This window comes from Croceibacterium aestuarii (assembly GCF_030657335.1).
Lineage (GTDB): Bacteria > Pseudomonadota > Alphaproteobacteria > Sphingomonadales > Sphingomonadaceae > Croceibacterium_B > Croceibacterium_B aestuarii.
In genome coordinates, this window is record NZ_CP131039.1 from 1,156,388 (window position 1) to 1,181,103 (window position 24,716).

The 24,716-nt window shown below is 68.0% G+C and carries 24 protein-coding genes; 12 read left to right on the forward strand and 12 right to left on the reverse strand.

What is annotated here, in order from left to right; all coding sequences use genetic code 11:
- The first annotated feature begins 13 nt into the window (after window positions 1–13).
- Entirely contained in the window at window positions 14–643 is a 630-nt protein-coding gene (locus Q7I88_RS05545) for a class I SAM-dependent methyltransferase (RefSeq protein WP_305098044.1), read from the forward strand.
- Window positions 644–655: 12 nt separating this feature from the next.
- Here the strand turns inward: Q7I88_RS05545 and Q7I88_RS05550 are convergent, their stop codons facing one another.
- Window positions 656–1,471 (reverse strand): glycerophosphoryl diester phosphodiesterase membrane domain-containing protein, encoded by an 816-nt coding sequence (locus Q7I88_RS05550; protein ID WP_305098045.1) that lies wholly within the window; start codon window positions 1,469–1,471, stop codon window positions 656–658.
- A 65-nt stretch (window positions 1,472–1,536) separates the two neighbouring features.
- On the opposite strand from Q7I88_RS05550, the gene lipB reads away from it, so the two are divergent.
- A complete protein-coding gene (lipB, locus tag Q7I88_RS05555; protein WP_305098564.1) occupies window positions 1,537–2,205 on the forward strand; it encodes a lipoyl(octanoyl) transferase LipB in 669 nt (222 codons plus the stop codon).
- Window positions 2,193–2,477: a hypothetical protein gene (locus Q7I88_RS05560; RefSeq protein ID WP_305098046.1), complete on the forward strand. Its 285-nt coding sequence runs from the start codon at window positions 2,193–2,195 to the stop codon at window positions 2,475–2,477. The genes lipB and Q7I88_RS05560 overlap by 13 nt, the downstream gene beginning before the upstream one ends.
- A gap of 3 nt (window positions 2,478–2,480) precedes the next feature.
- Here Q7I88_RS05560 and Q7I88_RS05565 read toward each other — a convergent pair whose 3' ends face one another.
- Entirely contained in the window at window positions 2,481–3,347 is an 867-nt protein-coding gene (locus Q7I88_RS05565) for an HpcH/HpaI aldolase/citrate lyase family protein (RefSeq protein ID WP_305098047.1), read from the reverse strand.
- Window positions 3,348–3,408: 61 nt separating this feature from the next.
- On the opposite strand from Q7I88_RS05565, the gene Q7I88_RS05570 reads away from it, so the two are divergent.
- The 3 genes from Q7I88_RS05570 (at window position 3,409) to Q7I88_RS05580 (ending at window position 7,485) form a co-directional block, all read left to right on the forward strand.
- Window positions 3,409–4,317, forward strand: a complete 909-nt coding sequence (locus tag Q7I88_RS05570; protein ID WP_305098048.1) for a DMT family transporter — start codon at window positions 3,409–3,411, stop codon at window positions 4,315–4,317.
- Window positions 4,318–4,363: 46 nt separating this feature from the next.
- Window positions 4,364–5,590, forward strand: coding sequence for an MFS transporter (locus Q7I88_RS05575; protein WP_305098049.1), 1,227 nt, complete (start codon window positions 4,364–4,366; stop codon window positions 5,588–5,590).
- An 89-nt stretch (window positions 5,591–5,679) separates the two neighbouring features.
- Window positions 5,680–7,485 carry a DUF885 domain-containing protein gene (locus tag Q7I88_RS05580; protein WP_305098050.1) on the forward strand — a complete coding sequence of 602 codons (1,806 nt, stop codon included), beginning with the start codon at window positions 5,680–5,682 and terminating at the stop codon, window positions 7,483–7,485.
- Here the strand turns inward: Q7I88_RS05580 and Q7I88_RS05585 are convergent, their stop codons facing one another.
- The 5 genes from Q7I88_RS05585 to Q7I88_RS05605 form a co-directional block, all read right to left on the reverse strand.
- Window positions 7,486–8,811: a DUF2254 domain-containing protein gene (locus Q7I88_RS05585; RefSeq protein WP_305098051.1), complete on the reverse strand. Its 1,326-nt coding sequence runs from the start codon at window positions 8,809–8,811 to the stop codon at window positions 7,486–7,488.
- Between the two features lie 33 nt (window positions 8,812–8,844).
- Window positions 8,845–9,831 (reverse strand): quinolinate synthase NadA, encoded by a 987-nt coding sequence (nadA, locus tag Q7I88_RS05590; protein ID WP_305098052.1) that lies wholly within the window; start codon window positions 9,829–9,831, stop codon window positions 8,845–8,847.
- 48 nt (window positions 9,832–9,879) lie between these two features.
- On the reverse strand, window positions 9,880–10,599 hold the full coding sequence (locus Q7I88_RS05595; protein ID WP_305098053.1) for a hypothetical protein: 720 nt from the start codon (window positions 10,597–10,599) through the stop codon (window positions 9,880–9,882).
- 69 nt (window positions 10,600–10,668) lie between these two features.
- Window positions 10,669–11,370 carry a DUF4230 domain-containing protein gene (locus Q7I88_RS05600; protein ID WP_305098054.1) on the reverse strand — a complete coding sequence of 234 codons (702 nt, stop codon included), beginning with the start codon at window positions 11,368–11,370 and terminating at the stop codon, window positions 10,669–10,671.
- Window positions 11,352–12,233 (reverse strand): MBL fold metallo-hydrolase, encoded by an 882-nt coding sequence (locus Q7I88_RS05605; protein WP_439648364.1) that lies wholly within the window; start codon window positions 12,231–12,233, stop codon window positions 11,352–11,354. Before Q7I88_RS05605 ends, Q7I88_RS05600 begins: the two co-directional genes overlap by 19 nt.
- Before the next feature lie 25 nt (window positions 12,234–12,258).
- Here Q7I88_RS05605 and glpK point away from each other — a divergent pair, with 25 nt between their 5' ends.
- Window positions 12,259–13,734 (forward strand): glycerol kinase GlpK, encoded by a 1,476-nt coding sequence (gene glpK / locus Q7I88_RS05610; protein WP_305098056.1) that lies wholly within the window; start codon window positions 12,259–12,261, stop codon window positions 13,732–13,734.
- Here the strand turns inward: glpK and Q7I88_RS05615 are convergent.
- Entirely contained in the window at window positions 13,731–14,198 is a 468-nt protein-coding gene (locus Q7I88_RS05615) for a DUF1465 family protein (protein ID WP_305098057.1), read from the reverse strand. The genes glpK and Q7I88_RS05615 overlap by 4 nt on opposite strands.
- A 108-nt stretch (window positions 14,199–14,306) precedes the next feature.
- Window positions 14,307–14,513, reverse strand: coding sequence for a YdcH family protein (locus Q7I88_RS05620; protein ID WP_305098058.1), 207 nt, complete (start codon window positions 14,511–14,513; stop codon window positions 14,307–14,309).
- Window positions 14,514–14,690: 177 nt separating this feature from the next.
- Between Q7I88_RS05620 and Q7I88_RS05625 the strand changes: the two genes are divergently transcribed.
- The 5 genes from Q7I88_RS05625 to tilS all read left to right on the forward strand — a co-directional run bounded on the left by Q7I88_RS05625 (window position 14,691) and on the right by tilS (window position 20,144).
- Window positions 14,691–14,849 carry a YdcH family protein gene (locus tag Q7I88_RS05625; RefSeq protein ID WP_305098059.1) on the forward strand — a complete coding sequence of 53 codons (159 nt, stop codon included), beginning with the start codon at window positions 14,691–14,693 and terminating at the stop codon, window positions 14,847–14,849.
- A 66-nt stretch (window positions 14,850–14,915) separates the two neighbouring features.
- The gene (gene ptsP / locus Q7I88_RS05630; protein WP_305098060.1) at window positions 14,916–17,186 is read left to right on the forward strand and encodes a phosphoenolpyruvate--protein phosphotransferase; all 2,271 of its coding nucleotides are present in this window, start codon (window positions 14,916–14,918) and stop codon (window positions 17,184–17,186) included.
- Between the two features lie 100 nt (window positions 17,187–17,286).
- Window positions 17,287–18,114 (forward strand): helix-turn-helix domain-containing protein, encoded by an 828-nt coding sequence (locus Q7I88_RS05635; RefSeq protein WP_305098061.1) that lies wholly within the window; start codon window positions 17,287–17,289, stop codon window positions 18,112–18,114.
- Between the two features lie 115 nt (window positions 18,115–18,229).
- Window positions 18,230–19,198, forward strand: a complete 969-nt coding sequence (locus Q7I88_RS05640; protein ID WP_305098062.1) for a tetratricopeptide repeat protein — start codon at window positions 18,230–18,232, stop codon at window positions 19,196–19,198.
- On the forward strand, window positions 19,164–20,144 hold the full coding sequence (tilS, locus tag Q7I88_RS05645; protein WP_305098063.1) for a tRNA lysidine(34) synthetase TilS: 981 nt from the start codon (window positions 19,164–19,166) through the stop codon (window positions 20,142–20,144). The genes Q7I88_RS05640 and tilS overlap by 35 nt, the downstream gene beginning before the upstream one ends.
- Here tilS and Q7I88_RS05650 read toward each other — a convergent pair.
- The 3 genes from Q7I88_RS05650 to glk are packed head-to-tail and all read right to left on the reverse strand — an operon-like array spanning window position 20,141 to window position 24,703.
- Window positions 20,141–20,923: a L,D-transpeptidase family protein gene (locus Q7I88_RS05650; RefSeq protein WP_305098064.1), complete on the reverse strand. Its 783-nt coding sequence runs from the start codon at window positions 20,921–20,923 to the stop codon at window positions 20,141–20,143. The genes tilS and Q7I88_RS05650 overlap by 4 nt on opposite strands.
- Before the next feature lie 34 nt (window positions 20,924–20,957).
- Window positions 20,958–23,726 (reverse strand): phosphoenolpyruvate carboxylase, encoded by a 2,769-nt coding sequence (locus tag Q7I88_RS05655; RefSeq protein WP_305098065.1) that lies wholly within the window; start codon window positions 23,724–23,726, stop codon window positions 20,958–20,960.
- Entirely contained in the window at window positions 23,723–24,703 is a 981-nt protein-coding gene (gene glk / locus Q7I88_RS05660) for a glucokinase (RefSeq protein WP_305098066.1), read from the reverse strand. The genes Q7I88_RS05655 and glk overlap by 4 nt, the downstream gene beginning before the upstream one ends.
- Window positions 24,704–24,716 lie beyond the last annotated feature (13 nt).

Genomic DNA, 24,716 nt, shown 5'->3' on the forward strand with positions numbered 1-24,716 from the left:
GTGCATGCAGTCGATGGATGGAAGTGAACTGGCAACCGAACGTCGCGGCTCCAAGCTGACGCGGCGTGTCGCCCGGGCGCTCGGCCCGGCCGGCGTGTTCTTCCGCGGTTTCGTCGAACACCCGCGGATGGTCGGATCGATCATTCCCTCCTCCGAGCACACGATCCGCAAGATGCTCGCGCCGGTGAAGTGGGACGAGTGCAAGGTCTTCGTCGAATACGGCCCGGGGGTTGGCACGTTCTGCCGCCCGGTGCTCGACCGCCTGCCGCGCGACGGGATGCTGGTGGTGATCGACACCAACCCGCTGTTCATCGACTACCTCAAGCATACCATCGGTGACAGCCGCTTCCACCCGGTGCTCGGCTCGGCCGCCGACGTCGAGGAAATCCTCAAGGCGCTAGGCCAGGACAAGGCCGACTACGTTCTTTCCGGCCTGCCGTTCTCGACCCTGCCCGATGGCGTCGGCCCGGCGATCGCCGCGGCGACCCACCGCGTGGTGCGCAAGGGCGGCGCCTTCTTGACCTACCAGTTCAGCACGACCGCGCGCGACCTGACAGCGCGCCACTTCGCGCGGGTCGACACGGGTTTTGCCTGGTGGAACGTCCCGCCCTGCCTGCTCGCCTGGGGCTGGCAGGAGGGCTGAACGCCCTCCCTCCTATTCGAAAGTCTCGCTGATTTGCGCGTGGCTCGTCCCGCCGAGCTGGTCATGGACGGCCGATAGAACGGCGAGGAAGGCCGTGGCCCAGACCGCGTTCATCAGCGCCGCGGTGAGACCGCTGCCGAACACCATGGCTTCGGGGCCGAGCATGGCGAACAGAAAGGTCACCACCATCGAGATGACGATCATCACCACGGCGAGCGCGACCACGAGCAGGAAGTAGAACCCGAACAGGCGGAACGAATTGCCCTTGGTCAGTTGCCACGAACGAGAGAGCGCGGTGAACGGGTTGCCGACGTCTTCCTTCACCAGGACCGGCGGCACCAGCGAGAACTTGGTGAAGGCGTAGAAGACCAGCGGGATCAGCACCAAGACACCGAGCACCGCTGCAGCAGTCGAGGCAAGCGAAGCCAGTCCGACGAGCACGACCGCCAGCAGGCCGATGCCGAGCCCGACCAGGAGATAGGCGGCGATGTACGACAGCACCTTGCCGACCCCGATCTTGAGCGCCTCGGCCACCGTCGGCCGGCGATGGTCGGTCAGCAGCGCGAGGATGCCGAGCATGCCGATGCCCTGGACCACCGACAGCAGGACCAACAGCCACCAGTTGCGCTCGTAGAACCTCGTCATCTCGGCCATCGCACGCTCGCCGCTCGCCGGGTCGGTCATCGAAGCTGTCGCATCGGGCATCAGCAGCATGAACCCGAAATAGGGGAGGAAGAAGAACACCCCGGCCACGACGAACACGACGTCCTTGTTGGCGCCGATCAAGGCCATGGCCTCGTTCCACGCGCGGTTCATTTCCAGCTTCATGCTCGGCAACCCCTCTGTATGCTCGGCACTTGATAAACCCGGCAATCGTCGCCACGCAATCGCCGATGGCCAGCGCTCCCCAATCCGAGGTCGAATGGCGCCGCGACTATGCGGCGGTGCCCTATCGCCAGGCCCTCGCCGAGCAGGAGGCGCGCAACGCGGCGATCGCGGCTGGCGAGGCGCGCGAGCTCGTCTGGTTGCTCGAACATCCGCCGGTCTACACCGCCGGGACCAGCGCCGATTCGGCCGAGCTCGTCGATCCGCGCTTCGAAGTCGTCGAGACCGGGCGCGGGGGACGGTACACCTACCACGGCCCGGGCCAACGCGTCGGTTATGCCCTGCTCGACCTGACGACGCGCGGGCGCGACGTGCGTTGCTTCGTCCATTCGATCGAGGGATGGGTCATCGCCACGCTGGCGGACTTCGGGGTAGCGGCCTGGCGCGCCGAGGGCCGCATCGGCATCTGGACCCGCGACGTCGACGGCAGCGAAGCCAAGATCGGCGCCATCGGCGTGCGCATCCGCCGCTGGGTCACGATGCACGGCTTCGCCGTCAACCTCGCGCCGGACCTCACCCATTTCGGCGGCATCGTCCCCTGCGGAATCGCCGACTTCGGGGTCACCAGCCTCGAACGGCTCGGAATCGCGGTTGCGCCGGAGGAGTGGGATGAGGCATTGCTAGCCCGCGCGGACCAGTTCCTGGCCGCGCTGGGGAGTACGCAGTGCGCCGCTTGAAATTCCGTCACCTCGCCATCGCCGCCACGCTGTGCGCCGCGCTCGCCGCGTGCGGCGACAAGCAGAAGCAGACGACCGAAGGCGATGCCTCGGGCGAAGTGCTCGAGGGCACGATCAGCGACGACATGCTGCCGCTTGAGCGGCTGCAGTCGCGCCCGCCGCTGGTCGAACCCACCGCCGCCTCGTCGGGCAGCCCCGCTGCGGCCGCGTCAGTCGCGCCGGCGGAGGAGCCCGCTCCCGCCGCCGCAGCGGTCGAACCGTCGGGCGAATAGCTACTAACCGGCGCCTTCGAGCAGGCGCCGCGCCTGTTCGAGGTGCGGCTGGTCGAGCATGCGTCCGTCGAGCTGCAGCGCGCCCGCCCCGGGGTTGGCGGCAAAGGCGGCGACGATAGCGCGCGCCTCGGCAATTTCGGCGTCGCTGGGAGTGAACGCCGCGTTGATCACCTCGACTTGCGACGGGTGGATCGCCAGCATCCCGGCAAAGCCATCTGCCCTGCTTTCCGCCGCCACCCGCCTGAGGCCGTCGAGGTCGCGGAAATCGGCGTGCAGCGTGTCGATGGCCAGGACCTGGCGCGCATGGGCGGCGAGCAGGACCATCGCTCGGACCATGCGAAAGGTGTCGGTCCAGCGCCCTTGCGAGTCGCGCTTGCGGCTCGCGCCGAGCGCGGCGGAGAGATCCTCCGCGCCCCAGGTCAGGCCGGCAAGCCGCGGCAACTGGACCCCGGCATAATCGGGAATGCCGAGCGCCGCGGCAGGCGTCTCGCTGACCAGCGGCAGGATCCTCGTCGTCCCGCTCGGCAGGCCATGGCGACCTTCGAGTTCGTAGAGTTCCGCCGCCAGCGTCTGCAAGGCGGCCGGGCCCGCGGCCTTGGGCAGCATGATTCCGGCGGGGGCGGCGGGCATGACGGCGGCGAGGTCGTCACGCCAGATGCCGGTGTCGAGCGCGTTGATGCGGACCCAGCGCTGCGCGGTCCCGGCGCGCTCCTCGAGCCAGCTCGCGGCGGTCTGCCGGGCATAGACCTTGGCCTGCGGCGCCACCGCGTCCTCGAGGTCGACGATCACGACGTCGGCAGCCAGATCCGCCGCCTTCGCGAGTTTCCGTTCACTGTCGCCGGGTACGAACAACCAGGATCGCATCGCCATCGTCCACACTCCTTTGCCTGCGTCCTATAGCGTTGGCGCGGCGGGCCGCTAGAGCGGTGAGGTGGAATCGCTGCGCAAGCCTGCCCCGTGGCTGCTCCTCGCCATGCTGCTCGCGGGCAACGCCGCGCTGGCGCTGGGGCCGTGGTTCGTCCGGCTTGCCGATACCGGGCCGGTCTCTGCTGGCTTCTGGCGCGTGACTCTGGCCCTGCCGCTGCTGTTCCTTTTCGCCCGCGTGCAGGAGGGGGCCAATCCGCCGCAGGTCCCGCGCAAGGCGGCGCTTGCCATCGTCCTTGGTGGTACGCTGTTCGCGCTCGATATCGCCAGCTGGCATATCGGCATCGGCTTCACACGGCTCGGCAACGCGGCGCTGTTCGGCAATTCGGGAAGCCTGATCCTGATGGTCTGGGGCTTCGTCCTGGTCCGCCGCTGGCCCGCCGGGCGCGAGTGGTCGGCGATCCTTGCCGCGCTCGCCGGAACGGCGATCCTGCTCGGGCGCAGCTTCGAGGTGTCGCTGGCGACGCTTTCGGGCGACCTGTTCTGCCTTCTGGCGGGCGTGCTCTATGCCGGTTACCTGCTGCTGCTGCAGGATGCGCGCAAGGCAATGGGCTCGTGGCGCCTGCTCTCCCGCTCGACCGCCGCCAGCGCGCCGGTGCTGCTGCTCGTCGCGCTGCTCCATGGCGAACCGGTCTGGCCGCACGACTGGGGGCCGGTCGTCGCGCTCGCCCTGCTGAGCCAGGTCGCAGGACAGGGGCTGCTGGTCTTTTCGCTGCGCCATTTCCCGCCGCTGGCCATCGGCCTGGCGCTGCTGACACAGCCGGCCGTGGCCGCGCTGGCCGGGTGGCTGGCCTTCGGCGAAACGCTGGCGCCGGTCGACGTGTTCGGCATGGCGCTGCTCGCCGCAGCGCTCGCCATATCGCGCGCAGCGGGGGAATCGACGCCGGCCGAAGCCGCTGGTAGATCGTCTGCCTGAGGGAGACATCCGGCGCGGCGTGTGTCGGGAACTGGGGGGAAATACCATGCAACAAGAGGACACATCCGCGCGCTGGGATACCGGCTACGAATGGAAGATCATCCTCATCCTGAGCCTGACGTTCGGCCTGGTCGGGCTCGACCGATTCATTCTGCCGGTCCTGTTCCCGGCGTTCATGGACGAGCTCGGACTGACCTACGAGGATCTCGGCAACCTGGTCGGCATTCTCGCCGTGTTCTGGGGCATCTCGGCTTTCGCCATGGGCTTCCTCTCGGACAAGATCGGGCGCCGGAAGGTTCTGATCCCCGCCGTGGTCATCTTCTCGCTGATGTCGGCACTGTCAGGTGCTGCCGGCGGGCTGGTCAGCCTGCTGCTGATCCGCGCGGTCATGGGCCTCGCCGAAGGTCCGGTCGCCTCGACCGGGGTCGCGGTGGCGGTCGAAGCCTCGCACCCCAAGCGGCGCGGCATGAACAACGGCATCTTCCAGTGCATGATCAGCTTCTTCGGCAACGCCATCGGCCCGATCATCGCCACCCAGCTGCTGCTGGTCACCGATTGGCGAACCGTGTTCATGCTGGTCGGTATTCCCGGCCTGATCATGGCGACGGCGATGTTCTTCCTCGTGAGGGAGCCGGCGCATCATGCGGTCGGCGGAACGCGGATCGCGCGGACCAGGTTCTTCGATCTGTTCAAGCACCGCAACGTGCCGCTCGCCATGCTCACGCTAATGTGCGCGATGGGCGGGATCTTCGTGATGGGGGCGATGATGCCCAACTACCTCACCGACTATCTGCACCTGTCGATCCAGGACATGGGCTTCGTCGCTTCGGCGATCGGCTTCGGGGGCGCGATCGGGCAGTTCGCCATGCCCACGGTCTCGGACTTCATCGGCCGCAAGCTGGCGACGCTGCTGTCCTACATCCTGGCCGCGGTGTTCACCTACTTCTTCACCCAGGCCGGCGCAGACGACCTGACCACGCTGTTCGTGCTGCTGTTCTTTGCCGCGCTGTTCAACTTCTCGGCGCTGGCGATCCTCGCCGGCCCGGTTGCGGCCGAGGCCGCACCGCTCGGCATGGTCGCGTCGGTGGCGGGGCTGGTGATCGGGGCGGGCGAAGTGTTCGGCGGCGGCGTCGCCCCGGCGATCGCCGGACGGATCGCCGGATCGAGCGGCATCGAGCACGTCTTCACCTTCACGATTTCGAGCCTCGTGCTCGGCTTCCTGATAGCGCTGTTCCTCAAGGAAACCGCACCGCGCAAGACCGGCCAGGTCTAGCTCCCCCCGCCGCCTGCATAGCCTTCCGGCGGGGAGGTGACGCGGCACGCGGGCGCTGATAGGCGGTGGTCATGAGGGAGATCCGAGCGATGACGTCCACCAAGTTTGCAGCCGGCCTTGCCGCCGCGCTGCTAGCCGGCTGCACCACCGTTCCGGCCCAGGCGCCTCCCGCCACCCCCGTCCCGGCAGAGGTCATCGCCAGCCCGAGCGACGCCGAGGTCAACGCGACGTTCGAGAAAATCGGTGCGAGCTACATCGATATCTACACCGCGCTCAATCCGGTCGCCGCGACCGCGCTGGGCGATCACACTCACGACGCGGAGCTGCCGGCGATCGGGCCCGAGGCGCGCAAGACCGAAGCGATGATGTATCGCCAGCTGCTCGCCGCGCTCGCACAGATCGACCGCGCCCGGCTGACGCGCGCAAACCAGGTCGATTACGCGATGCTCAGGAACGAGCTCGAATACCAGCTCTGGGCGATCGAGGTGCTGAAGACCTGGGCTTCCGATCCGCGGCAGTACAACGACGTTGTTTCCGGTTCGATCTACACCCTCATCGCGCGTGACTTCGCCCCCTGGCCCGAGCGCTTCGACAACATCGTTTCGCGGATGGAAAAGATCCCCGCCTATCTCGAGGCATCGCGCGAGCAGATTGAACCGTCGAAAGTCTCGAAGATCAGCGCCGAGACGCTGTCGCGGCAGAATTCGGGCATTCTCGAGATCGTCGATGCCGCGCTCCTGCCCGAGGTCGAAGCCAGCGACGTGCCGCGCAACCGCTTCGATGCCGCGCTCGATGCGCTCAAGAAGGCGGTGGCCGAGCAGCAGACCTGGATCGACGAGGTCCTGGTCCCCGGTGCCAAGGGCGACTTCCGCCTCGGCCCGAAGCTCTACGACCGGAAGATGAAGTTCGCCCTGCAGAGCGACATGACCCGCGCCGAGCTCAAGGCGAAGGCGCAGGCCGCCTTTGCCGAGGCGCGCTCGCAGATGGAGGAGGTCGCGCGGAGCTTTCCCGACTGTGCCACCGGCTCGCAGCAGGCGGTCATCGAGTGCGCGCTCGACAAGACCTACGCCAGTCGCGCGCCGCGCGACGGGCTCGAGGACGCGGCGCGCGAGACGCTCGCCGCCGCTACGGAGTTCACGCGCCGGCAGGGCTTCGTCGGCATGCCGAGCGGGCCGGTCAAGATCATCACCATGCCCAAGTTCCAGCAGGGCGCCGCGGTCGCTTACGACGATCCACCCGGCGCGCTCGAACGCGACCAGCCCAACTTCTTCGCCATCAGCCCGATCCCGGAGGACTGGAGCGACGAGCAGGCCGACAGTTTCCTGCGCGAATATAACACCTACATGCTGCACGAGCTCTCGATCCACGAGGGCGTGCCCGGCCATTACCTGCAGCTCGACCACGCCAGCCGTACGCCCGACTTTCTGCGCGGCGTGCTCTGGTCGAGTCCTTTTGCGGAAGGCTGGGCCGTTTATTCCGAGCGGCTCATGGCCGAGCACGGCTATCTCGGCGGGCGCGACACGGTCGAAGGGCGTCTGTTCGAGCTGACCATGCTCAAGATGCGGCTGCGCTCGATCGTCAACACGCTGCTCGACATCGGCATCCAGACGGAGGGCATGACGCGCGAGGAGGCGATGAAGCTGATGATGGAAGGCGCCTTCCAGCAAGAGCGCGAGGCGGCCGGCAAATGGGTCCGGGCACAGCTTTCTTCGGTTCAGCTGCTCAGCTACTTCACCGGTTACGAGGAGCACCTCGCGCTGCGGCGTGAGGCGGAGAAGCGCTGGGGCGCGGACTTCGACGAGCGCAAGTACCACGACGCGTTGCTGAGCTTCGGCACGCCGCCGGTGAAATACGCCCGCGCCTTGCTGTTCGACCTGCCGATCCCGGCAGAATAGTCAGCCCGGCAGCGCCTGGGTGAACAGGATGTAGTGCGCTTCGATATCATGCAGGTCGGGGCCGTCGATCTCGGTCCTAACCTGCTGCATCAGCAAGTCGCCGTGTTGCCGCAGGAGCCTCACGCGGCTCTCGTCGTCGATCGACCTGGCCGTGTTGCGCAATGTATCGAACATGACCAGCGAGGCGGTGTGGCTGGCCGCCACCGCACCGCGGATCGCGCCGAAGCCGCGGCGCAGGTAATGGTCGAAATCGTCAGCCAGCGGAAACACGTTCGTGGTGCGGTCGCCCTCGCTGTCCCGGTCGAGGTCGCGCCTGAGAAGGTCCCGGCCGCCCAGTTCGGCCGTGGCGGCGCCCAGCCAGTGCAGCGCGGTAATCGCGGTGAACGGATCGTTGATACCGGGCGACAGCGCCCGCAACCCTATTTCGACCAGTTCGTCGATCAGGAACTGCGGGTCCTGTTTCGGTGTGCGGGAGGAGCCGAGGCTGAAACATCCGGCGAGATCGCATTTCTCCTCGTCCGCGCCGATCACGCGGGCGAACGTCACGCCTTCGTGGACGAAATCTCCGGTTCGCACCTCCAGCACCACGGTGGCTCCGTGATCGCGGGCGAATTTGCCCAGCCCTGCGTAGTCGATGAACTGGACATAACCGGTACGCTCGGCCTTCATCTTGATGCCGCCTTCGGGCGCCTGAGGAGCAATTTCACCCCCGTTGCGCTCGGGAAAGCCCTTGCGCACCGCGTCGAGCAAGCGCTCGCCGATGCCCTTGAGCACGGTGTTGATCCGGATCGAGCTGGGAATGTGGTTGAGAAAGAAGACCAGCACCGCGATCGACAGCGCCATCAGCGCGTAGGCGACCAGCAGCGAGAGCTGAGGCACGAAGCCGGGCAAGATGGTGCTGGCGGCATCGGCTGCGCTCGAGGCCTCCTCGTTTTCCGCCCGCACCGTGCGCAGCACGGTGATGGCGTAGACGAAGGTGCCGATGAAGGTCGCCAGGCTGAGCTGGTTGCCGCGGTCCTCCATGAAGTTGGTCAGCAGGCGAGGGCCATAGTTGCCGCTCGCGTAGGCCACCGCGGCGATGGTGATCGAAAACACCGTCGAGGCGACTCCGATCATCGACCCGGCGATGATGTTGAGCATGGTGGAGGCCGATTGCGGCCGAGCCGGAACCAGCCAGGGTTCGTCGTTGAGCGAATCGGCGAAGCCGTGCCGGTCGAGGTAGATCAGACCCAGCGCCAGGGCGACGCTGGCGAGCGAAAACAGCGCTGGATAGAACCAGTATGTCGAGTTGAGCCGCGCCCAGAGCCGGCGGATGTCTTCCCTCATGCGGGCTTCAACGCACGAGGCCGCCGCGGGTGCCTAGACCCGCCCGAGATCGCCCTCGCCGATGGTCCCGCTGGCCATCTCGAGCATCCGGTCGAGGCTCTGCTTGGCTTTCAGCCGCAGCCCTTCTTCGATTTCGATGCGCGGTTCGAGGTCGCGCAGGCAGGCGTAGAGCTTCTCCATGGTGTTGAGCGCCATGTAGGGGCAGATGTTGCAGTTGCAGTTGCCGTCGGCCCCGGGCGCACCGATGAAGGTCTTGTTCGGCAGCGCCTTTTCCATCTGGTGGATGATGTGCGGCTCGGTCGCCACGATCAGCGTGTCGCCGGGGAAGGTCTTGGCGAACTGCAGGATCGAGCTGGTGGAACCGACATGGTCGGCGTGGTCGATGATCGTCGGCGGGCATTCGGGGTGCGCGGCGACCGGGGCGCCGGGATACTGCGCCTTGAGCTTCATCAGCTCCTTCTCGCTGAAGGCCTCGTGGACGATGCAGACCCCGGGCCAGAGCAGCATGTCGCGGTCGAACTTGCGGTTGAGATAGCCGCCGAGATGCCGGTCCGGGCCGAAGATGATCGGCTGATCCTCGGGGATCTGGCTGATAATCGTCTCGGCCGACGAGCTGGTGACGATGATGTCGCTGAGCGCCTTCACCTCGGTCGAGCAGTTGATGTAGGTCAGCGCGATGTGGTCGGGATGCGCCTCGCGGAAGGCCTTGAATTTCTGCGGCGGACAGGAATCTTCGAGGCTGCACCCGGCATCCATGTCGGGCAGCACGACGATCTTGTCGGGCGAAAGGATCTTCGCGGTATCGGCCATAAACTTGACCCCGCAGAACGCGATCACGTCGGCGTCGGTATCGGCCGCCTTCTTGCTCAGCTCCAGACTGTCGCCGACGAAATCGGCGAGGTCCTGCAGTTCGGGCTTCTGGTAGTAATGCGCCAGGATGACCGCGTTACGCTCCTTGCGCAGCCGGTCGATCTCGGCGCGCAGGTCCGTGCCGGTGGGGTTTCTCGTCTCGACGCTCATCAATGTACCAACCTTCCGCAGTCCAGATGGCTCCGCGAAGGCCAGTGATCAACCCGTAAACGAATTCGCGAACGCGACCCATGGCGGCAGATCGCTGAGCGTGAAGAGCGCCGCCATCCACCCGACGAGCGCCGCAGCGGTGATGAAATGCGCCGGGTGAACCCGTCCGTGGAGACGGCGGTCGAGCAGCATCGCAGCGCCCAGATGGGCAAGCAGGATTACGACGACGAGCGCGATTGCCCGCTGGTCGAAGAATTGCGGAAGGACCAGCCGGCCCCAGGCGACCGACATCAGGGTCAGCATCCCGCCGAACATCAGCCGCTTGTGCCAGTCGGGGCGGCGGCGCAGCGCGATCCCGGCTCCCGCCAGTCCGGTGAAGATGGCCAGATTGAGCCAGTCCATCATCAGGAACCAGTTGGCGGTAAAGAACGGCGGGTAGCGCCCGGCTGCCACGGTCTGGGTGATCGCCCAGAAACTGTAAAGAACGAGCCACGCGCCGAGCGCCGCACCGAGCGCGCCGAGCCGCTTATGGGTGGCGGGGTCGCCGCGATGGACCAGCCAGGTCTGCACCACGTAGAGCGAGAGGAAGGCCGTCATCGTTACAGCGTGCACGTGCACCCACCACGGTGAGGCGAAAGTCGAAGCTCCGATAACGAAAAAGAACCCGAACCCCCCGACAGCGGCCGCGAGGAAGAACAAGGACATGACGAAATAGAAAGTCCGCTCCCGCTGGAGCGGAGAAGTAACCGGTGCAGCGATCGTCGCCATAACGCCGACTCCCCCCGAAGAAGCGCCCTGGCGACTATTTACTCCGCGGCGGTACCGCCGGCAATCGCTTCACTGCGCCGGGGCTTTCTCCCCGTCGAAGGTCACGTTGACCGTGACATCGCCGTAACCCGCGACCTGCAGCGGAATGGCGAGGTTCTGGCGCACGGCGTCTTTGGCCGCCTTGCGCGCCATGGCCAGCATTTCCGGGTTGCGGGCGAATTCGGACGCCTTGCGTTCGGCCTGGGCGGAGTTGTTCTTGAGCATGTCCTGCGCGGCTGCGCCGATAACGAAGTTGCCGTCGGTGAACAGCCGCGCCGACTTCTCGTCGAGATTGGGAACGGTGGTCTGCAGCGGCGGCAGTTTGATGGCGAAGGTGTCGCTGCCGTCGTCCCACGTCATTCTGTCCCGGCCCACCCGGCTCAGGTCGACGCGGTATTCGACCGTCGCGGGCACGATCATCGCCTGGTGCGCCTTGAGGATCGGCACGCCCAGGACCCCCCGTTCGTCGGTGCTCTCGGCGACAACCTCGAAGCGGCTGGCAAAGACGGTGAGGGCATTCTGCTTCTCGAAGGCGAGCATGGCGCTGGCCACGGGATCGCCTTCGGCGCGTTCGAAGTAGGCTTTCCAGGTGAGGAAGCCGACCGCGGCCAGCAGGACGATAGCGATCAGCCATGGCACGCGCTGTACGCGCGCCAGCGAATGCTCGCGCTGCGGGCGGGGCTCGGCGGCAAGCGTTTGGCGCTCGCGCTCCGTCAGGGTCTCGTTTGCCATGTCTCTCCCGAACGGCCGACCATGCCGCGACGTTCCAGATCGTTGAGATGCGCCGTCACCGACATCGCCGCGGCAGCCCAGAGGTATTCGGGCACGCCCTTGTACATCTGCGGCACCAGCTGCCCGACCTCCTGCGGAGCGTCGCCGAGCAGGCGCAGGATCTGCCGCTCGCGCTGGCGGCGATGGCCGATCATTCCGCGCACCAGCTGCCGCGGGTTGCCGATCGCCGGGCCGTGCGCCGGGAAGTAGATGCGGTCCTCGCGCGCCTGCAGCTTTTCGAGGCTGGCCATGTAATCGGCCATGTCGCCGTCGGGCGGGGCGACGACGGTGGTCGACCAGCCCATCACGTGATCGCCGGTAAATAACGCCCCGCTCTCCTCGAGCGCGAAGCACAGGTGGTTCGAGGTATGGCCTGGCGTGGCGAGCGCGGTCAGCGTCCAGCCGGGCCCGGCGACCTGCTCGCCATCGGCCAGCACGCGGTCCGGGGCATAGCTCTCGTCGAACGGCGCGTCGGCGCGCGGGCCCAGCGTTTCGAGCGCCAGCGGCGCGCAGCCGACGATCGGCGCTCCCGTCGCTGCGGCCAGCGGCGCCGCGCCGGGCGAATGGTCGCGGTGGGTGTGGGTGCACATGATCGCCACCACCGGCGCGGTGCCGATCGCCCGGGTGAGCGCGGCGAGGTGATCTTCGTCGGCCGGGCCGGGGTCGATCACCGCCAGCCCATTGTCACCGCCGACGAGGTAGGTCTGGGTGCCCGTGTAGGTGAAAGGCGATCCGTTCGGCGCCAGCACGCGGCGCACCAGCGGTTCGAGCCTTTCGACTTCGCCGGTCGGCCAGGGTTGCGGCGGTATTGCCATGCCCTGCATATGGCGCGTGAGAGAGAGGATTGAAATGACCGAGCCGCTGATCCTGGTCCTTGACGAAGGCACCACCTCAACACGGGCGATGCTGTTCACCGCGCAGGGCAAGCTGCAGGGCGCGGCGCAGGAGCAGCTCGCCCAGCACTATCCGCGCACCGGTTGGGTCGAGCACGATGCCCGGGAGATCTGGGACAAGACGCTGGCCTGCGCACGGGCCATGGTGGCACAGGCCGGCGGGGCCGAGCGCATCGCGGCCATCGGCATCACCAACCAGCGCGAAACGGTGGTGGCGTGGGACAAGGCCAGAGGCGAGCCGCTGTGCCGCGCCGTCGTCTGGCAAGACCGCCGCACCGCCGAGTTCTGCGCCGAGCTGCGCGCTGCCGGACACGAGGAGGCGGTGCAGGAGAAGACCGGGCTGCTGCTCGATCCCTATTTCTCGGGCACCAAGATGCGCTGGCTGCTCGGCAACGACGACGCTGTCGCCGAGGCGGCACGCGAAGGGCGGCTGGCGCTCGGCACGGTCGACAGCTGGCTGGTGTGGAAACTGACCCGGGGGCGGAGCTTCATCACCGACGCCAGCAATGCCAGCCGCACCCAGTTGCTGGCCCTGGAGGGCGCCAGCTGGGATCCGGCGCTGTGCGACCTGCTCGGCGTGCCGATTTCGGCGCTACCCGCGGTCGTCGACAACGCCGGTCCGCTCGCCGCCACGCACCCGGACTTGTTCGGGGCGCCGATCCCGATCACCGGCATGGCCGGCGACCAGCAGGCGGCGACCATCGGGCAGGGCTGCCTTGCGCCGGGCGAGACCAAGGCGACCTTCGGCACCGGGGCTTTCGTGCTGGCCAACAAGGGCGCCGCGATCCCCCGCTCGGCCAACCGCCTGCTCGGCACCGTGCTGCACCAGCTTGGCGGACGGCGGCACTATGCACTCGAAGGATCGGTCTTCGTGGCCGGAAGCCTGTTCCAGTGGCTGCGCGATTCGCTGCAGATGATCGTCAGCGCGCCCGAGAGCGAGGAACTGGCCCGTTCGGTGCCCGACAGCGCCGGTGTGGTGGTCATTCCCGCGCTGTCCGGCCTCGGCGCGCCGCACTGGCGCGCCGACGCGCGTGCGGCCATCACCGGGCTCAGCTTCGCGGCCACCCGCGCCCATGTGGTGCGGGCGGCGCTCGAGGCGATCAGTCACCAGACGCAGGACCTCGCCGCCGCCTTTGCCGCCGACGGCGCCGAGTGGACGACGCTCAGGATCGACGGGGGAATGAGCTCGAACGACTGGCTGGCGCAGGATCTCGCCGGGCTGCTGCAGGTGTCGGTGGTGCGCCCCGATTTCGTCGAGACCACCGCGCTGGGGGCGGCCATGCTGGCCGCGCTCGGCGCCGGACTCTACGGCTCGCTTGCGGAAGCGGCTGCGGCGATGATCGGCTCGGGCGAACGGTTCGAGCCGGGCATGGACGATGCGGTTCGCCAACGGCGCCTGGCCGGCTGGCAGGCGGCGCTGGCGAAGCTCTAGCGGGCGCCCATTTCGGCGCCGAGACGGTCGCGCAGTCGGTGGATCGCGCTGGGATACATCGCGAAGCGATCGCGCCAGGCGGCATCGAGCCGGGCAATCCGGGCGTGGAAGCGTTCGGTGTGGCGGATCAGCGCCACGAGATCGGGTCCGAGCATCGCCAGTTGCCGCTCGTCGGCGACCGGCTGGCCGGGCGGCAGCCGGCCATGGTGACGCAGCTGGAATTCGCTCAGTTCGCCGGAGAAGTAAGCCCGCTGGTTGAGCAGCCAGGCGATGGCATGCATCATTCGCGTCGTGGTGCGCAGCGCCTCGCACGACAGCGCCACGCGCGCCAGGTCTTCGTCCTGGCCGGCAAGGTCGAGCCGGCCCGACAGGTCGAACGCCGCGCGCACTTCGTCGGCCAGTTGCAAAGCCTCGCGGTAAAGCGATTCGACGATCGTCGGACTGAGATCGGCCGGTTCAGACATCCGGTGTGCTGGCTAGCCTCGCGAACCTGTTTGCGACCAGCGCGTTAACCATGGTTATCCTCCGTCATTTGACCTTGTCCCGCAATCGCACGGCCGGCCCGCCTCGCGTCACGCGGTGATATCGGGCGTCAGGAAATCCTCCAGGGCGGCAATCTGGTCCTTCAGTCCGAGCTTGCGCTTCTTCAATCGGGCAATCTGCAACTGATCCTGGCTGCCCGCTTCGGTGAGCGCGGAAATCGCCGCGTCGAGATCGCGGTGCTCGGTCCGCAGCAACGCGAGCCGGCGGCGCATTTCGTCCTCGCTTGCCCCTGCCATGCTTGGCGCCTTTCTCGACGTATCGATCCTTCCGCCCGGTTCGGCGCGGTTCGGTTTGGCGAATTAACGATTGTGTGATTTGATGACAATCGCGGCTCCGGCCGAAATAGCCTGAGTCGCGTTTAGCGAGCCAGCCGCCCTTGGCGCATGGCTTGAAAGATTGACCAGGAGAACGCCATGGACAATTCGCACGTCGCCGCCCTTCAGGCTAAACATCAGGGTCTCGATCGCCGCTTGCGCGATGAACTCAACCGACCGGCTCCCGACGAAACGATTGTCCAGGCACTCAAGAAGCAGAAACTTCAGATCAAGCAGGAAATCGTCGGAGTGCACTAGCGCCAGCGTGGCGCCCGCGCCGCAGAAACCTGTTCAAAGCCGGCGGTATGCGATAGGCGGCGGACGATGTCCGCCGCCGCTGCCGCCCGTTCGATCCTGACCCAGCTGCACGAGCTGATGGCCTCGCGGATTTCCGCGCAGGGCAAGCTCAACCAGGTCGTCGATATCATCGGAGAGGCGCTCCATAGCGAGGTCTGCTCGATCTACCTCCTGCGTGAAGGCATGCTCGAGCTGTTCGCGACGCGCGGCCTCGAGCAGGCCGCGGTTCACGTCACCCGGCTGGGGGTCGGCGAAGGGCTGACCGGCACCATCGCCGCCAACATCGAAACGCTCAACCTCGCCGAGGCGACGACCCACCCCGAATTCCAGTACCGGCGGGAAACCGGCGAAGAGAAGTTCCACTCGTTCGCCGGTGTGCCGATCGTCCGGCGCGAACGGGCCATCGGGGTGCTGACGGTTCAGCACGTCGACCCGCGGCGCTACGAGGACGTCGAGATCGAGGCGCTGCAGACGGTCGCGATGGTGCTGGCCGAACTGCTCCACAACGCGGGGTTGGTCGACAACGAGTCGGCCGGCGGCACGTCGGGCAACCATACCGGACAGGAAGTCCTGCACGGGTTGCAACTGGTCAAGGGTCTCGCGCTCGGCCAGGCGGTGTTCCACCAGCCGCGCATCACCATCGAGCAGACAGTGGCCGAAGACACCGAGGCCGAGCGCCAGCGGGTCTACCTCGCCTTCGACAGGATGCGCGAGCAGATCGATCACATGACCGGCCAGGCCGAGTTCGGCGTCGGCGGAGAGCAGGAGGAGGTTCTCGAGACCTATCGGATGTTCGCCTACGACGAAGGCTGGAGCCGGCGCATCAACGAGGCGATCGATTCCGGTCTTACCGCGGAGGCGGCCATCGAGCGCGTGCAGCAGCGCACCCGGATGCGCATGCGCGAGATCGACGATCCCTTGCTGGCCGACCGCATGCACGACCTCGAGGATCTGGCAAATCGCCTGCTGCGGATCGTTTCGGGTCAGCTCGGCACCGCGGCGAGCCAGGGCCTGCGCCACGACGCCATCCTGATCGCCAAGAATCTCGGCCCCGCCGAGCTGCTCGAATACGACAAGCGCCGTCTGAAGGGCGTGGTGCTCGAGGAAGGCAGCCTCACCGCGCACGTGGTGATCGTCGCCCGGGCGATGGGCGTGCCCGTGATCGGGCGGCTGCGCAACGCGCGTGGCCTGATTCGCGAAGGCGACACGCTGCTCGTCGACGGCGACGCCGCGACCCTGACGATCCGTCCGGCGCAAGGCGTGCTCGACGCCTTCGAAGGGCGCCTGCTGAGGAGCCGCGAACGCCAGGCCGGCTACGCCAAGCTGCGCGACGTCGAGCCCTTCACCCGCGACGGGCAGCGGGTGCAGGTGATGATGAACGCCGGCCTGCGCGACGACATCGCCATGCTGAACCTGACCGGCGCCGACGGCATCGGTCTGTTCCGCACCGAATTCCAGTTCCTCGTTTCCGCCCAGTTGCCTTCGCGCGACATGCAGAAGCGGCTCTACAAGGACGTGCTCGACGCCGCCGGCGAACGCCCGGTGATCTTTCGCACGGTCGACATCGGCGGCGACAAGGCGCTGCCGTACACGATCACCGAAAGCACCAACGAGGACGAAAACCCGGCGATGGGCTGGCGCGCGCTGCGCCTCGCGCTCGAACGCGAGGGGCTGCTGATGGGCCAGGCCCGCGCGCTGCTCGAGGCGGCCGCCGGCAAGACGCTCAACGTCATGTTCCCGATGGTCTCCGAGCCGTGGGAGTTCGACGCGGCAAAGGAGGTGTTCGATCGCCAGCTCGCCTATCTGCGCGGGCTTAAGCGCACCTTGCCCGAGGCGATCAACTACGGCGTCATGCTCGAAGTACCGGCGCTCGCCGAAATGCTCGACGTCCTCGCGCCGAAGGTGCGGTTCATCTCGATCGGCACCAACGACCTGACGCAGTTCCTGTTCGCCGCCGACCGGGCCAATCCCAAGCTGGCCGAGCGCTACGACTGGCTCAGTCCGTCGATTCTGCGCTTCCTCGCCCGCGTCGTGCAAGGAACCAAGGGGCACAAGATCGACCTCGGGGTGTGCGGCGAGATGGGCGGGCGGCGGCTCGAGGCGCTGGCGCTGATCGGTCTCGGCATCCGGCGCCTGTCGATTACCCCGGCCTCGGTCGGCCCGATCAAGGAACTGGTGCGGCGCATCGATACGGAGGAAATCGGCGCGGCGATGCAGGGCTTGCTGGCCAGCCCGCCGCGCGACATGCGCGCGGCGCTGGCGCAGTGGGCTGCGGATCACGAAATCGATGTCGATTAACCTTGCGATTGCGAAGCGCTCTTGACTTGTGCCGCGCGGACCCGTCTCTTCGCGGCAAGTAGGGTTCGCGATTGAACCATGAACCGCAACAGGGGCGGACATGGACGAAACTGACGTGACGGAAGCAGTTGAATTGCCCCAAAGGGCCGGGCCGAGGCTACGCGCGGCGCGTGAAGCCAAGGGTCTGACGCTCGAACAGATCGCGGCGCAGACGCGGATTCCGCAGCGACATCTCGAGACCATCGAAGAGGGAGCGTTCTCCGACTTGCCCGGCCGGACCTACGCCGTCGGTTTTGCGCGAACCTATGCCCGCACGGTCGATATCGATCAGGATGAAATCGTGGCGATGGTCCGGTCGGAACTCGACGAGCAGGGCGACGAGCGCGATTGCCATGCGCCGGCAAGCTTTGAGCCGGGCGATCCCGCGCGGGTCCCCTCGCGCAGCCTCGGCTGGTTCGCGCTGTTTGCGCTGGTGCTGCTGATCGTCGGCGGCTTCTTCTTCTTTCGGCAGATGTTCTCCCCGGCGGCCGAGCTGCCGGCTCTGGTCGATAGCGAAGACACCGCCGGGGCCCCGCAGCAGCCGGCCGCAGCGGCGACCTCGGCGGTCAATCCTGCCGGAGCCGTCGCCTTTACCGCGCTCGAGGAGGGTGTCTGGATCAAGTTCTACGATGCCAGCGGCCGCCAGTTGATGCAGAAGCAGATGGCCAAGGGAGAAACCTACGTGGTCCCGCAGGACGCCGATGGCCCGCAGGTGTGGACCGGGCGGCCCGATGCCTTCCGCATCACCATCGGCGGGCGCGAAGTGCCCAAGCTGGCCGAGGAAGAGCAAATCATGAAGGACATTCCGGTCACTGCCGAAGCACTGCTGGCCCGGCCGACGGCCGCCCCGCAGCCAGCGGGGGAAAACGCCGCCGTTCCTGCGCGCTGAACGCCGCGCTTACTCGACAAGCGAGTCCCGCCTTGGCACAACGCCGCCTGCATGCCGCCGCGATGAGCGGGCGCCGGCCCATGCGCAAGAGTTACTGTGGACGGAGCTGATCCCGATGAAATTCACCCTTTCCCAGGCTTCGCGCGGCGCGTTGTCCGGCCTCGTCCTTGCCGGGTCGCTGACGCTTGCCGCCCCGGCAGCGGCGCAGTCGGTCGACGAGGCCCGGCTGCGCAAGATCGAAGCCGAGGTGCGCGCGCTCCAGCGCACGGTGTTCCCCAACGGCGACGGACGCTTCTTCACGCCCGAAGTCATCACTCCGAATGGCGCGTCGCCGGCGAACAGTGCGGTGGGCACTCCGTCGGAGACTGCGGTGACCGATATCCTCGCCCGTCTCGATGCGCTCGAAACCCAGCTCCAGCGGCTGACCGCCCGCAGCGAGGAAAACGCCAACAGGATCGGCGAGCTGCAGGCGCGGGTCGACGCGATGACGCCGCCGGCCGGCATCGCTCAGCCGGCGGCCGGCGCCACCCAGCCCGCCACCGGCACGCTCGTGGCGGCACAGCCGGCGCCTTCCTCGTCCGGCGCGGCGGCTGCTCCCGCCCGGGCGCCGGAACGGGCGGCGACACCGGCCGGATCGGGACCCTCGGCAGAGCGGCTCGCCGCGGTCAAGGCGATCGAAAAGCCCGCCACCGGTGATCCCGGCGACGACGAATACGTCTATGGCTTCCGGCTGTGGGACGCTAAGTTCTACCCCGAGGCGCAGCAGCAGTTGCAGCTGTTCGTCGACAAGTATCCGAACCATCCGCGCATCAGCTTCGGCCTCAATCTGCTCGGACGCGCCTATCTCGACGACGGCCAGCCGCGCACCGCGGCGACGTACTTCTATAAGAACTACACCGAGCACCCCGACGGTGCGCGAGGGGCCGACAGTCTCCTGTACCTCGCCGAGTCGATGATCGCGCTCAAGGATACACCGCGCGCCTGCCGTGCCTTGGCTACGTTCGGCGAGAACTTCCCGGCGCTGGCTACCGGGCGCCTCCAGGACCAGTATGACCGGGACCGCAAAGCCGTCAAATGCAGCTGACGCGGTAAGCGCCGAGCAATCCGCGCGCTTCGCCGCCGCGCTCGGCAAACTGTGTCCCCAGGGCGGACGGATAGGCCTCGCTGTTTCGGGGGGGCCGGATTCGCTCGCCATGCTGCTGCTGGCCCATGCCGCCATGCCGGGCGAGTTCGAAGCGGCGACGGTCGATCACGGGTTGCGCGCCGAAGCGGCGGAGGAGGCGGCTTTCGTCGCGCGGATTTGTGCGGCGCGCGGCATCGCCCACTCCGTGCTGCGGGTCGAAGTGGCGCCCGGCAATGTGCAGGACGAGGCCCGCCGGGCGCGCTACGCCGCGCTGGCTGCCTGGGCTCGGGAGCGGGGCTTCGCCGCGCTGGCGACGGCGCACCACGCCGACGACCAGGCCGAGACTGTCCTGATGCGCCTCAACCGCGGCAGTGGGCTGGGCGGCCTTAGCGGGGTGAGGGCGCGCGGGACGGTGCCGGGCGGCACGCTGCCTGTGCTGCGCCCACTGCTGAGCTGGCGCCGGGCGGAGCTGGCGGCCCTCGTCGCCGGCGCGGGAATCGAGGCGGTGAGCGACCCGAGCAATGCCGACCCGCGCTACGACCGGGTGCGGATGCGCACCGCACTGGCCGAGGCCGACTGGCTCGATGCCGCGGCGATCGCGCAAAGCGCCGCGTACCTCGCCGATGCGCAGGAAGCGCTCGATTGGGCCATGGAACGCGAGTGGGATGCGAACGTCGAGATTGTCGCCGGCGGCATCCGCTATGAGCCGTCCGCGCCCAGGGCCATCGTGCTGCAGGTGCTGCGGCGGATCTTCGCGGGGTTCGGTGCAGACCCTCGCGGCGGCGAGATTGCCCGGCTCGCCGACGCCCTGTCCGAAGGCGAGACGGGGACGCTCGGGGGCGTCGTCGCGCGGCCGGAAACGGGCGGCTGGACCTTTCGGCCCGAACCCCCACGCAAGTCCGCTTAGCCTTCGATCAGTGCGTCGCCCACCGTGGCGGTCTTGCCGCGGGTGATGATGACCTTGTCGCCCTTGCTGGCGGAGGCGAACAGGCGGCTGGCGAATTCGTCGGGTACGCCGATGCAGCCGTGGCTGGCGAAGCCCTTCTCGACCAGGCGGCCGCCATGGATGGCGACGCCGTCGCTGGTCAGGCGCAGGGTCCACGGCATCGGCGCGTTGCCGTACTTCTCCGACACGTTGTGGCGCTCCTTGCTCATGATCGGGAACGTGCCGGTTGGGGTCGGGTACTCGTCGGTGCCGAGTAGCGCCGCGGTGGCGCCGATCTCGTAGCCGCCGCGGAAGGCGCTGATCACGCGCGCGTCGAGATCGACCGTGATGACCAGCGGGCCATCGGGCACGCCGGCGTCGTCCCAGAACCACTGGCCGTACTTGATCGGCCCGGCGATCGGCAGCACGCGCTTGATGACGAAGGGGCTGTCCTGCGCGGCAACGACCGCGCTGGGCGAGGGCGCGGGTTCAGGCGCGGCGAGCGCTGCCGCCGTGTCCGCCTCGTCTGGGCCCAGCACGTCTTGCGACGTCAGCCAGGTCGAGGTGTCCGTATCCTGCGCCTCGATCGATTGCCCGGCGAATACCGCCGCGCCCAGGGCGAGCACCACGCCGAGAGTTGCGCCGCCGATCCATTTCACCGCCTTGTCCATGTGGTGCTCCATGCCGCAAGCCCGCCGGATTTCCAGCGCCCCGCGCGGGCGCGTCCCGATGCGGGACTCGGGCGCGGCAAAGGTTAACACGAAAATTCCTCCCGGAAACGGGGAGGAGCAGGTGCTATCCGTGCGCGCCGAACAGGTTGGCGATGGCCCGGCCGATGCGCAGCGACAGGCCGTAGGCGCCCTCGATCGGGTCGATGAAGCGGGCGCGCAAGGCGCCATAGCCTTCCTCGCCGCTGTCCGGGTAGTCGCTCGGCTCGCTGACCGAGAAATCGCGCAGCCGCGGGAATTCGGTCGGGAAGGTGCGCCGCAGCTGCTCGAGCGCCTCTTCGATGCGCAGGGTGAAGACCATTTCCAGAACGTCGTCGCGGCTGATGTCGTTGGCGCGGCTGAACGCCGGGATCGATACCGCGCAGATGAACATGTGCTGGAACAGCGCGAGGCGCAGCGCCTGCAGCACGCCGATCATCCGCCGCACGTCCTCGCGGTCCTCGCGGGCCACCTCCGGCGGGATCAGCGCGTAAAGCCGGTGCAGCTTGAGCGCGTCGACGCGCAGGCGGCTGGCGAGGCGGCGGAACACGCCGTTGCGGTCGTCCTTGACCAGGTATTCGGCCAGCGCCTCGCAGGGGCGGGCGAGATTGTTCTCTGTTCCGCGATAGGGGCGGCTGGCCCAGTAGGCCGAATTGAACAGCTCGCCGAACGCGGCGACGGTCTTGACGCTGGCCAGCGCGTCGGCCGCGCGCACCAGCCGCATCAGCTGCCGTCCGCGCGGGCTGTCCGAGAGCAGCGCCGCCAGTTCCTCGTAGTTGCCTTCCGCCGCACTGCCGACCCCGGCGATGACGTTAACCGGATAGCCGAGCTGCTGCAGAATGGCGTTGTGCGGGATGGCGCGGATCTGCCGCAGGCTCATCTCGCGGTCGGCCGAGAGGTCCGACTGGCGGCGCGAGACGCGGCTGCCGGTCGGATTGAGCATGCCGAGCCCGAAAGCGGTGATGGCACGGCTGTAGGTGCGGCTTTCGAGGTGCTCGCGCTGCTGGTCCTTGATCGCCCGGTAGAAGTCGAGGCTGAGATCTGTGCGGCGATAGAACGGATCCGGCGCCGCGTTCTTGTCGGTCTGCGCGGGATGCAGTTCGGCGATGCGGGTCAGGGTGGCGAGCGCCAGCTCCGATGTGGCGAACCACAGGTAGCCGTCGCCGCCCTGGAAGCTGACCTCGGGTTCGAGGCGAATGCCGGCGCGGGCGAAGCGCCGCCGCGCCCACGGGCTCAGCGCCCATTCGAGCCGGTCCTGCATGCCGTTGGGATGCGCCCCGCGGCCCATCGATTCGCCGTGGGTGTCGAAAATCAGCGCCGCGACATCGGTCAGATTCGACGCCTTCATCGCCTCTGCCAGCCGTCCCTGCAGCCGCTCGATGGCGAGACTCGCGGGGATCTGTCCGACGAAGCGCCCGGCGTCGGAAAACCCGGTCTGGATCGCCACCCGCCCGCGCACCCTGGCGTAATCCTGGTACTCCTTTTCCGCCAGCAGCTCGTCGAGAAAACGCCCGCCGTGTTCGAGCGCGCTCTCGGTTTCGAACAGCGGCGATATGTCGACCTTGCCCTCGATTCCGAACAGCTTGGCGAAATAGAGCGCGGCGAGCATCGTCGCCGGCTCCTCGCACTCGGCCACCAGCATGCGGATCGGCGCGTCGCCGTCGACGTGCTGGAGGATCTGCGCCATGGCCAGGAACTGACGGATCGCGGTCGAGCTCTCGATCGCCAGCGCGGCGAAGTTGCTGCGCAGCGGTTCGACCTCTTCGATGGCCCGCCGCAAGTGGACGATCGCGCCCTTGGTGGCGAGGTCGAGTTCGCCCTTCGGGTCGATCCGTCGGCGGATCGCGTTGTGCAACTGCTTGGCGTTCACCCGGAAGTGAATCCAGCCCATGCCCAGCCCGTCGGCGCGCATTGCCGCGGCCAGCGTCTTGAGCGCGACGGCGCGCCCCGCTTGCGCATCGCGCGCCTCGTCCTCCAGCGCCTCGACGAACGGCGCGAGGGTCAGGCACTTGCGCGGATCGTTCGCGGTCAGCCGGTTGGCGGCGACGGACAGCGCCGCGGGGTCGGTCAGGTCGGCGGCGAATTCGGCCGCGCGGTCGGCGGCATAGCCCGCCGCCGGCTTGAGTTCGCCGAGCAGCGGGTGGGCGGCATCGATCGCCTCGAGCGAGGCGACGTAGCGGTGCAGCCGCTCGGCCTTTTCCGCCAGCCGGAAGCCGATCGAGTGGAACCACTTGATGTCGGTCCGACCATCCATGTCGTATCCGACCCAGGTGGCGAAGCGGAACGGCAGCGGCGCGAGTTCATGCCACTCGCCGGGCCAGCGCTCGCGGGCGATATCGAGCAGCCGCGCGACGATCCGGTCGCGCGCGCCCTGGGCGTTGGCGATCGCCTTCATCGCCTCGGCATGTTCGTAGGCGAGGGTGATTTGCGGACGTTCGGGGGCGGTGACACAGGCGCTGCCGGCACCTTCGGCGGCGCGCGCGGCGACCGCTGCGGTCTCCGCGGGCGCGAGCAGGAAAGTCGGGTGGGCGGTGAACACCGCGTGGAGCTGGGGCGCCTCCCACGCGGCGCGAAAGCTGGCGAAATCGTTGGCGGGAGAGCACGCGGCGAGCGCTGCGAGGTTGGCGTCCGGATCGACCGGTTCGACCAGGCGGTGGAGCCGGTCGGCGCGCCGGTCGAGCGCGGCGCATTCGAGTTCGGCTATCAGCGCGGCGCAGTCGTCGAGCGTCAGCCGCCCGCTCTCCAGATCGCGCGACAGGTCGAGCGAGAGTTGGAACACCGGGTTGAACAGCGGCGTCTCCGCGGTGCGCGCGTGCAAAGCCTGCAGGCGGCCCAGGAGATCGGCGACCGAGGTCATGCCAGGTGCTGGCGGGCGAAGGCGGCAGCCGCTCCGTAAAGCCCGGGCTGGGGGTGGACGATGAGCTTGACGGGGATGCTTGCCATCAGGCCCGCGAAGCGTCCCTTGGCGCGAAAGCGCTCGGCAAAACCCGAGGTCAGCAGGATCTCGCGGATGCGGTAGCCGAGACCTCCGGCGATGACCACGCCGGCGAAGCCGCCCTGGGTCAGCGCGACGTCGCCCGCGGTGGCGCCGAGCGCGAGGCAGAAGCGGTCGACCGCGGCCGCGGCGAGACTGTCGCTGCCCTCTATGCCGCGGGTCCAGATCGCGACGTCGTCTTCGGAAGGGACCGCGCGGCCTTCGAGCGCGGCGAGCGTCTCGTAGATGTCGACGATTGCCGGGCCGGAGACCACGCGTTCGACCGAGACGCGGGTGTGCCGCCTGCGCAGGCGCGAGAGGATCGCGTCCTCGATGGTGTCGAGCGGGGCGAAATCGGCGTGCCCCCCCTCGGTTGCCTGAACGTGGTAGGTGCCCGCCTCGGCATCGCGCCACAGGTGCGCGACCCCCAGGCCCGTGCCGGGCCCGAGCACGCTGATCGTGCCCTTGGGTGCGAAGGGCTCGTCCGGGCCGGCGAGGTGGAGGAACTCGCTCGCGTCGGCGCGCGCTACGGCGTGCGCCACCGCCTCGAAATCGTTGACCAGCGTATAGCGCGTGGCGCCGAGCTTGGCCTCGATCTGCGCCGGGCGGATGATCCACGGGTTGTTGGTGAAGCGGATGACCTCGCCGCCCACCGGGCCGGCAATGGCCATGGCGACGTCGCTCGGCAGAGTTCCGCCCATGCGCTCGCGGAACGCCTCCCACGCGGTCTGGAAGCTGGCGTGATCTTCGGTGTGCAGCGTTTCGGGTTCGCCAAGCTGGATCGTGCCGTCGGCGGCGATGGTGGCGATGGCGAAGCGGGCGTGGGTGCCGCCGATATCGACCGCGACGATATCGGTCATCCTACGGCCCTCC

Bases quoted from the DNA above. Each gene is read 5' to 3' on its own strand.
- Q7I88_RS05545 (WP_305098044.1), top strand. From the start codon at position 14: ATGGATGGAAGTGAACTGGCAACCGAACGTCGCGGCTCCAAGCTGACG.
- Q7I88_RS05550 (WP_305098045.1), bottom strand. From the start codon at position 1,471: ATGAAGCTGGAAATGAACCGCGCGTGGAACGAGGCCATGGCCTTGATC.
- lipB (WP_305098564.1), top strand. From the start codon at position 1,537: ATGGCCAGCGCTCCCCAATCCGAGGTCGAATGGCGCCGCGACTATGCG.
- Q7I88_RS05565 (WP_305098047.1), bottom strand. From the start codon at position 3,347: ATGGCGATGCGATCCTGGTTGTTCGTACCCGGCGACAGTGAACGGAAA.
- Q7I88_RS05575 (WP_305098049.1), top strand. From the start codon at position 4,364: ATGCAACAAGAGGACACATCCGCGCGCTGGGATACCGGCTACGAATGG.
- Q7I88_RS05580 (WP_305098050.1), top strand. From the start codon at position 5,680: ATGACGTCCACCAAGTTTGCAGCCGGCCTTGCCGCCGCGCTGCTAGCC.
- Q7I88_RS05585 (WP_305098051.1), bottom strand. From the start codon at position 8,811: ATGAGGGAAGACATCCGCCGGCTCTGGGCGCGGCTCAACTCGACATAC.
- nadA (WP_305098052.1), bottom strand. From the start codon at position 9,831: ATGAGCGTCGAGACGAGAAACCCCACCGGCACGGACCTGCGCGCCGAG.
- Q7I88_RS05595 (WP_305098053.1), bottom strand. From the start codon at position 10,599: ATGGCGACGATCGCTGCACCGGTTACTTCTCCGCTCCAGCGGGAGCGG.
- Q7I88_RS05600 (WP_305098054.1), bottom strand. From the start codon at position 11,370: ATGGCAAACGAGACCCTGACGGAGCGCGAGCGCCAAACGCTTGCCGCC.
- Q7I88_RS05605 (WP_439648364.1), bottom strand. From the start codon at position 12,233: ATGCAGGGCATGGCAATACCGCCGCAACCCTGGCCGACCGGCGAAGTC.
- glpK (WP_305098056.1), top strand. From the start codon at position 12,259: ATGACCGAGCCGCTGATCCTGGTCCTTGACGAAGGCACCACCTCAACA.
- Q7I88_RS05615 (WP_305098057.1), bottom strand. From the start codon at position 14,198: ATGTCTGAACCGGCCGATCTCAGTCCGACGATCGTCGAATCGCTTTAC.
- Q7I88_RS05620 (WP_305098058.1), bottom strand. From the start codon at position 14,513: ATGGCAGGGGCAAGCGAGGACGAAATGCGCCGCCGGCTCGCGTTGCTG.
- Q7I88_RS05625 (WP_305098059.1), top strand. From the start codon at position 14,691: ATGGACAATTCGCACGTCGCCGCCCTTCAGGCTAAACATCAGGGTCTC.
- ptsP (WP_305098060.1), top strand. From the start codon at position 14,916: ATGTCCGCCGCCGCTGCCGCCCGTTCGATCCTGACCCAGCTGCACGAG.
- Q7I88_RS05635 (WP_305098061.1), top strand. From the start codon at position 17,287: ATGGACGAAACTGACGTGACGGAAGCAGTTGAATTGCCCCAAAGGGCC.
- Q7I88_RS05640 (WP_305098062.1), top strand. From the start codon at position 18,230: ATGAAATTCACCCTTTCCCAGGCTTCGCGCGGCGCGTTGTCCGGCCTC.
- tilS (WP_305098063.1), top strand. From the start codon at position 19,164: ATGACCGGGACCGCAAAGCCGTCAAATGCAGCTGACGCGGTAAGCGCC.
- Q7I88_RS05655 (WP_305098065.1), bottom strand. From the start codon at position 23,726: ATGACCTCGGTCGCCGATCTCCTGGGCCGCCTGCAGGCTTTGCACGCG.
- glk (WP_305098066.1), bottom strand. From the start codon at position 24,703: ATGACCGATATCGTCGCGGTCGATATCGGCGGCACCCACGCCCGCTTC.